This is a genomic window from Polaromonas sp., assembly GCF_049790275.1.
Taxonomy (GTDB): domain Bacteria; phylum Pseudomonadota; class Gammaproteobacteria; order Burkholderiales; family Burkholderiaceae_C; genus Polaromonas.
Genome location: NZ_JBAQYR010000092.1, coordinates 91747 through 104955, shown reverse-complemented (window position 1 = coordinate 104955; position 13209 = coordinate 91747). Strand labels below are relative to the sequence as shown.

General features: G+C 64.7%; 15 protein-coding genes. 4 read left to right on the top strand and 11 right to left on the bottom strand.

Annotated features, from left to right (window positions below; all coding sequences use genetic code 11):
* Positions 1–1299 (top strand): glutathione-disulfide reductase (gene gorA / locus WA904_RS12735; RefSeq protein ID WP_425197495.1); only part of this gene is annotated, 1299 nt, incomplete at its 5' end.
* A gap of 75 nt (positions 1300–1374) precedes the next feature.
* Here the strand turns inward: gorA and WA904_RS12730 are convergent.
* From WA904_RS12730 to phnG, 10 genes are all read right to left on the bottom strand, one after another.
* Positions 1375–2373 carry an FHA domain-containing protein gene (locus WA904_RS12730; RefSeq protein WP_425197494.1) on the bottom strand — a complete coding sequence of 333 codons (999 nt, stop codon included), beginning with the start codon at positions 2371–2373 and terminating at the stop codon, positions 1375–1377.
* A complete protein-coding gene (locus WA904_RS12725) occupies positions 2370–3710 on the bottom strand; it encodes a S1 family peptidase (protein WP_425197493.1) in 1341 nt (446 codons plus the stop codon). The genes WA904_RS12730 and WA904_RS12725 overlap by 4 nt, the downstream gene beginning before the upstream one ends.
* A gap of 473 nt (positions 3711–4183) precedes the next feature.
* A complete protein-coding gene (locus tag WA904_RS12720; RefSeq protein ID WP_425197492.1) occupies positions 4184–4414 on the bottom strand; it encodes a hypothetical protein in 231 nt (76 codons plus the stop codon).
* A gap of 160 nt (positions 4415–4574) precedes the next feature.
* Positions 4575–5714: an alpha-D-ribose 1-methylphosphonate 5-triphosphate diphosphatase gene (locus tag WA904_RS12715; RefSeq protein ID WP_425197491.1), complete on the bottom strand. Its 1140-nt coding sequence runs from the start codon at positions 5712–5714 to the stop codon at positions 4575–4577.
* 12 nt (positions 5715–5726) lie between these two features.
* Positions 5727–6425, bottom strand: coding sequence for a phosphonate C-P lyase system protein PhnL (gene phnL / locus WA904_RS12710; protein WP_425197490.1), 699 nt, complete (start codon positions 6423–6425; stop codon positions 5727–5729).
* A 21-nt stretch (positions 6426–6446) separates the two neighbouring features.
* Positions 6447–7271 (bottom strand): phosphonate C-P lyase system protein PhnK, encoded by an 825-nt coding sequence (gene phnK, locus WA904_RS12705; RefSeq protein ID WP_425197489.1) that lies wholly within the window; start codon positions 7269–7271, stop codon positions 6447–6449.
* Positions 7268–8173, bottom strand: a complete 906-nt coding sequence (locus WA904_RS12700) for an alpha-D-ribose 1-methylphosphonate 5-phosphate C-P-lyase PhnJ (RefSeq protein ID WP_425197488.1) — start codon at positions 8171–8173, stop codon at positions 7268–7270. Before WA904_RS12700 ends, phnK begins: the two co-directional genes overlap by 4 nt.
* Positions 8170–9336 carry a carbon-phosphorus lyase complex subunit PhnI gene (locus WA904_RS12695; RefSeq protein ID WP_425197487.1) on the bottom strand — a complete coding sequence of 389 codons (1167 nt, stop codon included), beginning with the start codon at positions 9334–9336 and terminating at the stop codon, positions 8170–8172. Before WA904_RS12695 ends, WA904_RS12700 begins: the two co-directional genes overlap by 4 nt.
* Before the next feature lie 78 nt (positions 9337–9414).
* Complete coding sequence (gene phnH / locus WA904_RS12690) at positions 9415–10017, bottom strand: phosphonate C-P lyase system protein PhnH (RefSeq protein ID WP_425197486.1); 603 nt, start codon at positions 10015–10017, stop codon at positions 9415–9417.
* Positions 10014–10475, bottom strand: a complete 462-nt coding sequence (gene phnG, locus WA904_RS12685) for a phosphonate C-P lyase system protein PhnG (RefSeq protein WP_425197485.1) — start codon at positions 10473–10475, stop codon at positions 10014–10016. Before phnG ends, phnH begins: the two co-directional genes overlap by 4 nt.
* A 96-nt stretch (positions 10476–10571) precedes the next feature.
* Between phnG and phnF the strand changes: the two genes are divergently transcribed.
* From phnF to phnN, 3 genes are all read left to right on the top strand, one after another.
* Positions 10572–11345, top strand: a complete 774-nt coding sequence (gene phnF, locus WA904_RS12680; RefSeq protein ID WP_425197484.1) for a phosphonate metabolism transcriptional regulator PhnF — start codon at positions 10572–10574, stop codon at positions 11343–11345.
* Entirely contained in the window at positions 11342–12037 is a 696-nt protein-coding gene (locus WA904_RS12675) for a DUF1045 domain-containing protein (RefSeq protein WP_425197483.1), read from the top strand. The genes phnF and WA904_RS12675 overlap by 4 nt, the downstream gene beginning before the upstream one ends.
* 64 nt (positions 12038–12101) lie before the next feature.
* A complete protein-coding gene (gene phnN / locus WA904_RS12670) occupies positions 12102–12698 on the top strand; it encodes a phosphonate metabolism protein/1,5-bisphosphokinase (PRPP-forming) PhnN (RefSeq protein WP_425197482.1) in 597 nt (198 codons plus the stop codon).
* On the opposite strand, the gene WA904_RS12665 is transcribed toward phnN, so the two are convergent.
* The gene (locus WA904_RS12665) at positions 12620–13207 is read right to left on the bottom strand and encodes a phosphonate degradation HD-domain oxygenase (RefSeq protein WP_425197481.1); all 588 of its coding nucleotides are present in this window, start codon (positions 13205–13207) and stop codon (positions 12620–12622) included. The two genes, phnN and WA904_RS12665, sit on opposite strands and share 79 nt — an antisense overlap.
* Positions 13208–13209 lie beyond the last annotated feature (2 nt).

Here is a 13209-nt window from a genome sequence, read left to right as displayed (position 1 = left end):
GCGGCGCAGCGCGGGGCACGGGTGGCGCTGGCCGAGGTGGCGGCCATGGGTGGCACCTGCGTCAATGTAGGCTGCATCCCGAAAAAACTCTACAGCTATGCGGCGCACTACGCGGACGCCTTTGAGGAGTCGCGCGGGTTCGGCTGGGTCGGCGAAGCACCGGTGTTCCACTGGGACCGGCTCAAAACCAGCCGCGCGCTTGAAATCTCGCGCCTGAATGGCGTGTACGTCCAGCTGCTGCAAGGCGCAGGCGTACAGATCATCGAAGGCTGGGCCACACTGGTTGACGCCCACACGGTGGAAGTTGAAGGCAGCCGCTACACCGCCAAAAACATCCTGGTCGCCACCGGCGGCAGGCCCAGCCTGCCCGACATCCAGGGCCGTGAGCTGGTCATCAGCTCGGACCAGATTTTCGACCTCCACCCCTTCCCCGCGCGCCTGCTGGTAGTGGGCGGCGGCTACATCGCCTGTGAGTTCGCCTCCATCTTCAACGGCTTGGGCGCCAAGGTCACGCAGCTGTACCGCGGTCCCCAGGTGCTGCGCGGCTTCGACGCGGAAGTGCGCGCCTTTGTTGCCGCGGAGATGATCAAGACCGGCGTGAACCTGCAGCTGCATGCCGATGTTGCCGCCATCAGCCGGGCGGCGGACGGGCTGCATGTGCAGTTGCAGGACGGCGGCAGCACCACCGTCGATGCCGTGCTGTATGCCACCGGGCGCCTGCCCAACGTGGCCGGGCTGGGCCTGGAAAACGCGGGGGTGGCGGTTAACCACCAGGGAGCCATCCAGGTCAATGCCCACTACCAGACCTCGGTGCCGTCCATTTACGCCCTGGGCGACGTGACCGCCCGCCTGCAGCTCACACCGGTGGCGCTGGGCGAAGCGATGGCGGTGGTGGACCACCTGTTCGGCGCAGCGGCCGGCAAGAAGCCGCGCCGCATGAGTTACGACTTCGTTCCAACTGCGGTGTTCACACACCCGAACATCGGCACTGTGGGTTATTCGGAAGCCGACGCACGCAAGGAATTCGGCAAGGTCACTGTTTACCGCAGCGAATTCAAGGCCCTCAAACACACCCTGAGCGGGAGCACCGAACGTACGCTGATGAAGCTGGTGGTGGACGATGCCTCGGACCGCGTGGTCGGCCTGCACATGGTGGGGGCCGACGCGGGCGAGGTGGTCCAGGGTTTTGCCGTGGCCATGAAGGCCGGTGCGACCAAGGCCGTTTTCGACAGCACCATCGGCATCCACCCGACGGCGGCAGAAGAGTTTGTCACGATGCGCGAGCCGGTCAAGGGCTGAGCCCTCTCCGCGCAGGGGGGCTGTTGCCCCGCCCCGCAAACGAGGTGATGAAATCAACTTTTGCGGCAAAGGACACTATTCGGTGTCCGTGTCTTCGTTATCGCCGCCGTCGGGCTCCCGGTCTTTGAGCCGCTCATCAAGACGCCGCCGGATATCACCGGCTTCTTCGAGAAACTGCTTGACGGGAACGGCGGGTGCCACCCGCCAGGATGGCGGAAACATGGCAGACATGTAAAGGCGATTGGACAGCCGCTTGTTCTGCAACCAGTTGTTGCCCAGCGTCATCGCAATACCCACCAGCGCAATGCCCGTCACCAGGCCGGCCAGGCTACGGCGGCGCTGCGTGACAATCACCGTCAGGTGCACGTACACGGCAGCGGCGACGCCCAGCAGTTCCAGCTGGGTCTCAAACCGCGCCAGACTTTCCAGGGAGAACATGAAAGCCAGCATGCTGGCGAATGTGACGCCCGCCTGCACGGCCAGCGAACTGACACAGGCAATGCGCACATGGCGCCAGAAATGCAGGCGGCCCGTGAAGAGTTTGGTCGCGAGCGCCCACAGTCCGGACCACGCAGCCACAGCGGTGGCGACAACCATCAGCAGGCCCGGCAGGCGTCGCGCCAGTTGGGAAGGCTCGCTCAAGGTGAGCCAGGACTGGCCCAGCACCAGGGCCAACATGCCCGCCAGTGACAGTACCGTCCAGGCCACCATGCGCCAGGGAAGGCGCGGCAGCGGCTCCTCGGCGGGTAGCGGCTCATGCACCATCCGCAGGCCCAGCCTGAGCCGCCCGAGCGTCAAGGCCCTGCCGGATGGCCAGTTGAAGCGGGTGCCTTGCCCGTACTGCTTGTCGTCGAGAACCACGCCATTGGCGCTGTCGAGCACCTGCACGACAACTTCACCTTCAGGCGTGCTTTCGATACGCAAATGTTCACCCGCCACGTGGCTGTCATCGAGCACAAGGTCGGCCGTCAGCGCGCGGCCCGCCGTGACGGGCCATCGGGTCACCTCCAGCCGGGCCACCAAAGCTCCGTTGCGGTCCGTGGCACGCAGCACGCCCAGCAATGCGGCGCTCACGGTGCAGCTTTCCACTTGAAGCCGTCGAGGTAATGGGCCACCAGCGCAAGCCCGTTTTCAAAGCTGACCCCCTGCGCGTCCATACGCCCCTGCACACCGCCGGCAGGCTGGTTGACGGACATGGTCAGCACCGACACATCGTAAAGGCCAGGCAACTTGCGGTACGCGCTCATGCACAGCACCGCGCGCATGGCCATGCCGTCGGCTTCAATGAACCGTTCCGAGCATTCGGCCGGCGTGGATTTGCGGGAGCCGCGGTTGGCAAAGTGCTCGTTGGCAAAACTTTGCGAATACATGGCGGAAAAACGCAGGGGCCCGAGCCTGGGCGCGTCATAGGCCTCGTACCGCAGGCGGATGAAGCCGGTGTTGAAATCGCCTGCAAATACATGGCTGTCAATCTGGCAATCAGTGCGTTCCAGGTCGAACGCCTTGAAGTCGGGGTCGCGTCCACGGCCCCAGCAACGCGCCAGCGAATCTTCGGGAACAGGGACGATGTAGCCGCCGTGTTTTTGCGGCCTCAGCGGTGCTGCGATGAATTTTTGAGTCAGCAGGGCCTGGTGCTCGCCAAGCTGCCGGGCCACTTCGGCGTGGGCCGGCCGGGTGATGGGCCGGGCCGAAGCCGCCCTGGCCAGCAGGGCCTGCGCGAATTCGGCGGGAATGAGAAAACTCAGTAACTCGCCCCCCTGCCGCTTGGACACATTGACACCGACCACCTGGCCGGCATCATCCAGTGCAGGGCCACCGCTCATGCCGGGATTGAGGGCACCTCCGAAAAATATGCGAGGGTAAAAACTGCGCTGCACCAGGCCGTTGAAGGTGCCTTCCGTCACGGCAAAGCCGATATCGAGTGGATTGCCAAGCGAATAAATGCGTTCGCCGCGCGCCAGCGGCTTGGCGGGGTCGCGAAAAGCCAGCAAGGGCATGTTGGCAGACGGGGCTTTCACCCGCAATAGCGCCAGGTCGTTTCGCACATCAAAAGCCAGCAACTCCACCTCGGCTTCCTTGCCATCCACTGGCACGTACACACCGCGGTAACGTTCCGGCTCGAGGGCCAGCTGACTGGCTACGTGGAAATTGGTGATGATGAGTCCATCGCCGGACACAAAAAACCCCGACCCCAGGCTGGCCTGGGTATTGGAGTTGCGCAACAGGGTGCGGATCTGCACCAGTTTGTCGCGCGTGGTTTCATAGGCACGTTGTGCATCGCGGGAAACCTGGGCCGGCACCTGGGGGGCGCCAGGCGCTGCGGTCTGCGCATGGGCGAAATGAATACACAGCATGCCCAGGACGAAAGCTGTCACGAAACGCCGGCCACTGATTTTCTTGTAGTGCTTCATCAAGGCATTCTAGTGGCCTGTAACGATGAAATGGGAGGCGAGGAACGCGTGAGACGGGGTGCGATGCAAGGCGCAAAGCACAGCGATGCCCCAGGCATCGCGCGCATTTGCAACACCGCAGCGTGCAACGTATCGCGTGGGCAGCGACTTCCGGCTTCAGCGTTACAGGCCACTAGGAGCCTGTTGGGCTTGGGGCGTCGAAAGCGAAAATCGGCCCCAGCGAGGACAGTTTTGCCGGATTTGCAGGCCCATAGCCCAGCTATGGGACAAAAAGCTGGTGAAAAAAGGACCGCTGCGGTCGATTTGCAGCCGACGATTCACAAGTCCGACAGGCTCCCAGGGGAGCCTCAACGCACTCGCCGCGCACGCACAGCAAGGTCAGTTGCCTACCTCGCGGACTCCTGCCCTGCAGGGCGCCCTTTTTCTGCACCGGCTGAATCGCCTCGCAGACTCCTGGAGTCCGTCTTCCGGGGTCAGGGGCGGGGCACTTCCTCGTCGATAGGCAACACCAGGTCGGCGCGCTCGATGGCTGCATCAAACGCGGCGATGTCCGCGTCACCCTGCAAGGCGGCGCGGCTGTCCAGCGGATGAAACACCTGGTGCTGAAGGCGCCGCAGCGCGTCGGACTTTTCCATGGCTTCGAGCACCTGCCGAGGCGCCATCATCAAGGCAAACGGGTTGGCGCTGGGTGTGTCGATATGCATGGCAGCAGCTCCTGGATACAAATGGGGCACAAACGTCAAACAGATGGCTGCACTGTAGGAGAAGCTGAAAAATCCGGAAAGTCAGCGGGCAGCGTGACCCGGTGTAGGCGTCCGGCTGACACGCGTCCGCCCAGGCCGCCACGCTTCGCTGTCAAGGCGCTCAAAACGCACGTTCACCCTTGTGCCAGGCAGCCCGGACAATAGGCATGCCGCCGCTCATCCTGACCCGGATCAGGTCCGCGCGAAGGCCGGGCGCCAGCTCACCGCGGTCCGTGAGGCCAATGGCGTGCGCCGGATTGCGTGTGACGGTATTGACCGCCTTGGGCAGGCTCCAGCCTGCGGTATCGCGCAGCAAAAAAGCCGACTGGAGCAGGCTGGCCGGCACGTAGTCCGAGGAAAAAATATCGAGCAGATCAAGCTGCGCCAGTTCAGCCGCCGAAACATTGCCCGAATGCGAACCGCCCTTGACCAGGTTCGGCCCGCCCATGACGATGCCCATGCCGGCCTCCCGCGCCGCGCGGGCGGCTGCCACGGTGGTCGGGAATTCCGAGATGGCAATACCTTCCTGGCTGGCCTGCTCGACATGTTCGACTTCGGTGTCGTCGTGGCTGGCCACCGGCAGGGCGCGCGCCCGGCTGCCGGCAATGACGGCCGCGCGGTTGGGCGCGGCAAAGAGCTCCTGGTGCGCCCGCCGCTCCTGAACCAGGGTTTCGTACTCCGCATCATTGAAGCTGCCGTAACGCTCGGCATAACGCCGGTATTTGCCCAGGTCGCGCCACTGGCGCTGGCCCGGTGTGTGGTCCATCACGCTGACCAGTTCGAGCAGGGAGTCGTCGGCATAGTGCTCAAAGACCTCCACGATGTCGGGGGCCGAGACCTCACAGCGCAGGTGCAGCAGGTGCTCGACCCGCAGCAGGCCTTCGGCGCGGCACTCGTGCAGGGCCTCGATCGACACATGCTGGGTCTGGCTGCGTGTGCCGCCCTGGTCCATGTCACCGATCACGACCGAATCGAGCACGGTGATGATGCCGGCGGCCGCACACAACGCATCGTGCATGACCGTGGCGGAGTGGGCGTTCCACAACACGCCGGGGCGCGGTACCAGGTGTTTTTCGAGATTGTCGGTGTGCAGCTCGACCAGGCCAGGCAGCAGCCAGTCGCCCTGCCAGTCTTCCGCGCCAGCCACGGAGGTGCCGCCGCGCTCGAGGGAACGGATGAGACCGCCTTCCACCACCAAACAGCCGGTGAATTCTTCCGTGGCGGTGACAATTCTTGCGTTCCTGATGATCTTCTGTTTCATGCTTGTTTCGCTTTAAAGAGGGTTTCGATAGTGTTCGACATCCAGGCAGCGGCTGGCAACCGCTTCCCGCACTTCGTCGTCGTGAAAAATACCGACGACCGCGGCCCCACGCGCACGTGCCGCATGGATCAGCTCCACCACGACGCGGCGGTTATCGGCATCCAGTGAGGCTGTAGGTTCATCAAGCAACAGCACGGGAAGACCGGCAATCAGGCCGTGCGCGATGTTCACCCGCTGCTGCTCGCCGCCGGAAAAGGTGGCGGGCGGCAGATGCCACAGGCGCTCGTGCAGGTTCAGCCGCGCCAGCCATTGCGCGGCCTGGCCGCGTGCCTCGTCAGAGGCCACGCCGAGCCGGCGCAGCGGCTCGGCCACGATGTCCAGCGTCGAGACCCGAGGAATCACGCGCAGGAACTGCGACACGTAGCCGAGGGTGCGGCGACGCACGTCCAGCACTTCGCGCGGCAGGGCGGCCGACAGCCTGACCCATTGGTCCTGGTGGCGAATGCGCACGTCTCCGCTGGTGGCACTGTAATTGCCGTACAGGCAACGCAGCAGCGAACTTTTTCCGCTGCCGGAATGGCCGGTCAAGGCCAGGCATTCGCCGGGACTGACGCTCAGGCTGATGCCGGAAAAAACAGGCAGCGCCACGCCGCCTCGCGCGTGCAAAGTGAAGGTTTTGGAAAGATCGGTGGTTTCAAGGACAGCGGTCATGGCGAGATCCGGGTGTGACAGTCAAGGTGTGAGAACGGAAGACACCAGCAGCTGGGTGTAGGGATGCTGCGGGTCGTCGAGCACACGATCGGTCAGGCCCTGCTCCACCACGCAGCCGTCTTTCATGACCAGCATGCGGTGCGCCAGCAGGCGCGCCACGGCAAGGTCATGCGTGACAATCACGGCCGCCAGGTGCAGCTGATCCACCAGCTCGCGCAGCAGATCGAGCAGCCGCGCCTGCACCGACACATCCAGTCCGGTGGTCGGTTCGTCCATGAAGACCAGCCGCGGATGCGTCACCAGATTGCGCGCGATCTGCAGGCGCTGCTGCATGCCGCCCGAGTAGGTGCCTGGCAGGTCGTCGATGCGGTCCACGTCGAGTTCGACACGTTCCATCCAGTCCAGGGCCTGACCGCGCAACTTGCCGTAATGGCGCGCGCCCAGGGCCATCATGCGTTCGCCAATGTTGGCACCGCCCGAAACGTTCATGCGCAGGCCGTCGCGTGCATGCTGTTCGACAAAGCCCCAATCGGTGCGGGCCAGCCAGCGCAGCCGCGCTTCGGACAGACCGGCCAGGTCCACCAGCCCCGGCGCTGCACGGGCTGCGGACACTTCGGTGCCGGCTTCGTCCCGCAGGTCGTAAAACACGGAACCTTCATCGCAGGCCAGACGGGAAGCCAGAAGCCGCAGCAGTGTGGACTTGCCGGAACCGGACTCGCCGACAACGGCCAATACCTCGCCTGGGTAGAGGTCGAAACTCACGCCGCGGCAAGCCCAGCGCAGGCGGTTGCCCTGCATGAACTGCTTGCCGGCACCGCGTACCGACAGGAGAAGACCGTCGCTCATGCCATGTCCTTTGTTGCGGCTCGCGCCAAGACATCCGGCATGGACACCGCCTGCTGCGTGCCCACATGCCCGGCCTCGCGACGCTCGCTGCAGAAGTCGCTGTCCGAACAGACAAACAGCCGGCTGCCTTCGTCGTCCACAATCATCTCGTCGAGAAAACTGTCTGCCGCACCGCACAGCGCGCAGGCATGGTCCCAGCGCTGCACATCAAACGGATGGTCTTCAAAGTCCAGGCTGCGCACGGCGGTGTAAGGCGGGATGGCGTAAATGCGTTTTTCGCGGCCGGCCCCGAACAGCTGCAAGGCCGGATTCATGTGCATCTTGGGGTTGTCGAACTTCGGTATTGGCGAAGGCGAAGCCAGGTAGCGCTCGTTGACCAGCACCGGATAGTCGTAGGTCTTGGAAATGGCACCGAGCTGGGCAATGTCCTCGTAAAGCTTGACATTCATCAGGCCGTATTCGCCGAGCGAATGCATGGTGATGGTTTCAAGGCGGCGCGGCTCAAGCCGGAACAGCGGCTCCGGCATGGGCACCTGGTACACAATGGTTTGCGCCTCGGTGAGTGCCGTCTCCGGGATACGGTGCCGGGTCTGGATGATGGTGGCCTCAACCGTTTTTTCCGTCGTCGGCACGCCGGTGGTGCGCGCAAAGAAGCGGCGAATGTTGACCGCGTTGGTGGTGTCGTCCGCCCCCTGGTCAATCACCTTGAGCACATCCTCGCGGCCTATGATGCTGGCCGTCACCTGCACGCCGCCGGTGCCCCAGCCGTACGCAAATGGCATCTCGCGCGAGCCGAAAGGCACCTGGTAACCCGGAATCGCCACCGCCTTGAGCATGGCGCGACGTATCATTTTTTTGGTACGCTCGTCGAGAAACCCGAAGTTGTAGTTCTCGTCCATCATGCTGCTTTCTGTATCAAGGGCGCGGTGTTTCCGGGGCCTTCCGCGCGGCCTTCTTCCTTCTGCCTGTCGTTCTGCCTTTCCCGCGCATGGGCGGCACGCAGCTTGCGCACCAGCTCCAGCTCGGACTGGAAGTCCACGTAATGCGGCAGTTTCAGGTGCTGGACAAAGCCCGAGGCCTCCAGGTTGTCTGCGTGGGACAGCACAAACTCTTCGTCCTGCGCGGGTGCCACAGCCAGTTCGCCCAGCTCGCGCGCGCGCAGTGCGCGATCAACCAGGGCCATGGCCATGCTTTTACGCTCTGCTCCGCCGAAAGCCAGGCCGTAACCCTGGGTGAACTGCGGCGGCACCTCGCGGTTGCCGGCAAACTGGTTGATCATCTGGCACTCGGTGAGCTCGACCTCGCCGATATCGATCTCGAAGCCGAGCTCGTCGGCCAGAATTTCCACCGACACGGTGCCGCGCCGGATCTCTCCGGCAAACGGATGTGCATTGGCATAACCACGCTGGGTGGAATAGCCCAGGCCCAGCAGCCAGCCTTCGTCACCACGCGCCAGCGCCTGCAGGCGCAGCGGCCGGTCGGCCGGAAACATCAAGGGGTCACGCGTGAGATCGCCAGGCTCGCTGTCTGCCGTGGGGCGCGGTGTTTCCATCAGGCCTTCCCGCGCCATCAGTTCGTCGACGCGCGGCATGCTGGCCGGAGGTTCCTGCGCGGCAGCCGGCATTGCTTCCTGCTGCTGCTCCTCGCCGCTGTCGCCTTCGGCCAGCAAGGCAAAGTCCAGCAGGCGCTGGGTGTAGTCATACGTGGCACCGAGCACCTGGCCGCCGGGCACGTCCTTGAAGGTGGCCGACACCCTGCGCGTCAGGTTCATCCTCGCGGTGTCCAGCGGCAGGCTGTAGCCGAAACGCGGCAAGGTGGTGCGATAGGCGCGGAGCAGGAAAATTGCTTCAATCAAATCGCCGCTGGCCTGCTTGATTGCCAGCGCAGCCAGTTCGGGGTCGTAAAGTGAACCCTCGGACATCACGCGGTCCACCGCCAGCGACATCTGTGCACGTATCTGCGCGACCGACAGTTCCGGCAGCGAGGTATCACCACGGCGCTGCGCCGCAAGCAGGCGCCAGGAGTTTTCGATGGCGGCCGTGCCGCCCTTGACTGCAACGTACATATCAGGTCTCCTGCCGAGCCGCCTCAAAGGCGGCCTGCGCCCCCTCGGGGGGCAGCGAACAAATGTGAGCGTGAGGGCTCATGTGACTTCCTCCAGACGCCGCACACGCGTGGTCCGCGGCAAACCCAGTGCAAAACCTGCGCAAGTAAACACAATGTCCACTCCTTGCGGAAAGGCAGCGTGGTTGGCTTGCCATTGCGCCCAGAAGTTGTCGGGCAGCCCGGCAATACACACCGTCTGCCTGTCCTGGATGCCGGGGCCGCGCCACTCAACGGCCGGCCCGGTCTCCAGTGAGGGCACTTCCACCAGCAAGGTGGTCGAACGTTCCGGCGACGCCACCGGGCCGGCCGGAAAACTGTCCAGCGCCGGCATGCTGCCTGCATCCATGAGCACGGCAAAAGCAGCTTGCTGCGTCGTGCCTGCCAGGCCTGCACCCGTGTGAAAACGCAGCCAGTCCGAGCTGCGGCCATCGTCCTGCTGCCACCAGACGAGAGTGTCGTCGTCGGTCAGGGCCAGCAACAGGTGGGCCATGGCCGCGCGCAGGGCAAGGCCCTCGACCGGACGGCCGAGCGCGAAGCGCCTGCCGGGCCGCGACAGGGCCTCGAGCGCACGGCGAAAAGCGGTCTGTGCGTCATGCACCGGGTCAGCGAAACCCGCGCTGAGTTGAACCGGCTGCTTCATGCCTGGCCCCGGACAAAGGTGAAGAATTCAACTTTAGAGGCGGCGGCCGCGCGGCCGGCAGCATCCTGCTGCGCGGCCTGCTGCCTTGCCAGCGGCTCGACCACCCGGCGCATGATGTCCGCGTGCCACTGGCTGTCCTGCAACAGCGCGTCGAAAACAGCCATCAGTTCAACCTTGCGGCGATCGCGTCCCAGGGCATAACCCACACCCAGTGCACCCGAGCCGACGCGTATCGCGCAGCGCGTCACACTGGCCTCGCCGAGATTGAAGGCATCGCCTGTTCCGCCTATGCGTCCGCGCAGCATGACCATGCCCGCCTCGGCGGGCCTGACATGGGCGAGCGGGGGCAGCTCTTCCAGGAAAAGCCGCGCCTTTTCCAGCTCGGGCCGGGACGCGCGTGCCAGCACGGCCAGCCAGCGCCTGCGCGCCTCATTGTCGGGAGTCGTAGCCTTTGTCATACAGATGTCTAAATCAGTCACTAGAGTTGGGTCTGTCGTTGCAAACAGCCGCAGGGGCTGCGAGAAGACCCTAGTTCAACCGGACAACATGACCAAATGATGACAAGCGAACGCACTCTTTCCAGCGCGCCCGGCCGGCGCAGCGGTGTGGCCGTGTGGAAGCAGATTGCCGACACACTGAGCACCGAAATCCGCGACCGCGCCTTCACCGCCACCGGCCGCCTGCCCAGCGAAAACGAACTCTCCACACGTTTTGGCGTGAACCGCCACACCCTGCGCCAGGCCGTCGCCGCCCTGCAGACCGATGGCCTGGTGCGCATCGAGCCGGGGCGCGGTACTTTTGTCCAGCACGAGCTGCTGGACTACGTGCTCTCGCGCCGCACGCGCTTCAGCGAAAACCTCCAGCGCCAGGGGCTGTTGCCGAGCAAGCAGCTGCTCACCGCCAGGGAGATGGCTGCGCCCGAGCGCGCAGCGCATGAACTGCGGCTGAACAAGGGCGCCAGGGTGTTGATGGTGGAGATGCTGGACGAAGCCAACGAGCAGCCGATCGCGCTGGCCACGGCCTACTACCCGGCTGCCCGCTTCGCAGGTTTGCTCGACATGCTGGGCAGCGGCTCCTGCACCACCGACATCCTGCGCCATTTTGGTGTCGAGGACTACGTGCGCGCCGAAAGCCGCATCACCACCCAGATGCCTTCCGACGAAACCGCGCGCCTGCTCAGGCAGCCGGCCACGCGGCCGGTGCTGTGCGTCGAATGCCTGGATGTGGACATGGCGGGCCAGGCCATCAAGTACGGAGAAACCGTGTTTTGCGGCGACCGGGTCCAGCTGGTGGTGGGCGCAGGGCATGACGCGGGGGAAGAGGCATGAGCGCGCGTTATGCCATTTATTTCGCGCCTGACCGGCACTCTCCATGGTGGGCCTTTGGTGCCCACTGGCTGGGCCGCAACGAACACGACAACACCGCGTTGCCCCAGCCGCTGCTGGAGGAGATGGGTGCAGCGGAACTGGCAGGCATCACAGCCGAGCCCCGGCGCTACGGCTTCCACGCCACGTTGAAAGCCCCCTTCCGCCTGTCTGCCGCACACACCGAGCCGGACCTGGTGGCGCGCCTGGGGCAGCTGGCCCAGACACTGGCGCCGGTAGCGCTGGGACCGCTGCGCATTGCCACCCTGGGCAATTTCGTGGCCCTGGTCCCCGAGATCAGCTCCGTCGGCCTGCAGGCCCTGGCTGCGGCCTGCGTCAGCGGGCTGGACGATTTGCGTGCGCCACTGGAAGAGGCTGAACTTGCCCGCCGCCGTAACGCAGACCTGAACGCCCGCGAGGCCGAACTGCTGGCCCTTTATGGCTACCCGCATGTCATGGAGCGGTTTCGCCTGCACCTCACGCTGACGGGACCGGTGGATGCCTCGCAGGCACAGCGGATCAGCCAGGCCGCCGGCCCTGCCATTGCCCGCCTCAACAGAGAAGCGCCGCTGTCGCTGGACCGGCTCTGCCTGTTTGTGGAGCGGAGTCCGGGCACGCCCTTTCAGCGCGTCATTGATGTCAGGCTTGGCGCATGAGCGCGGCACAGAACCGCTTCAGGCGAGCGCACCTTCTTTCAAGGGGCAGCATGGGGGCCCTGATATGACCGGCGCCTGGATCTTTGTCTGCGGCCCCTCCGGCTCCGGCAAGGACAGCGTCATCGACTCCGCACGAAAGGTGCTCGGCACACGCCCCGGCATTGTGTTTGCACGCCGCATGGTCACGCGCGCCGCGCATGCAGGCTCCGACCATGACCCGGTAAGCGCATCCGCCTTTGCCGACCTGCTGCAGTCGGGTGGCTTGTGCTGGCACTGGCAGGCCCATGGCTTTTGTTATGGCATCGCCGGGCATTACGCCGACGCCGTGCGGTCCGGATGCCTCGTGATCGTCAACGGTTCGCGCGCACATGTGAAAAGCTTGCCGCCTTCCCCTGCCCTGCGGGTGATCCAGATCAGTACCGACCCCCACCGGCTGGCCTCCCGCCTGCTGCAGCGCGGCCGCGATACAGCCGGAGCCGTGGCTGACAGGCTGGCACGCAATGTTCATTTCGCCGACATGCAGGCCGACTGCGTGATCCTCAACAATGGGGAACTGGCAAACGCCGGCCGCCAGCTGGCGGACTACCTCGCCGGCACGGCCCTGCCCGTGAATGCGGCCGAGAGTACCCCGCACCTCGCCCGCATCAGGACCCCCACGTAATAAGCCCAACCAGGCGGGTTCGCCGCAGGGTCCTTGGCCAGGTCATCCCAGCGCCTGAGTGCCACCGCATCGGCGGCAAAAGGCTGCTCGATAAAGGCTGCAGCTTCCTCTTCCGAGAAGGATCCGCCCTGCAGCGCCAGGCTGCGCACCGAGGCCGGTGACAGGCTGGACCGGTAGTGCCTGTCCACATGGCAGAGATAGCGTTTGGCATCCACATGCATGCGGATGGGCTCGAGCACGGCGTCCGGGAACACGCCGCGCAGAAACGGCAAGGCCAGGTACTGGTGCAGGTCATCAACAGCTGCGGACTTCCCCGATGCCTGGGGAGACAGCAGATGGCCGAGGTCATGCAGCAACGCGGCCGCCGTCAGCTCAGCAGACGCGCCCGCACGCTCCGCCAGATGAGCGCACTGCAGGGCATGCTGCTGCTGGTTGATCGCCTCGGAGCCGTACTGCACGGCACCCTGCGTTTGAAACAACTCGGTGATTTCTTCTATTTCCAGGGCCATGA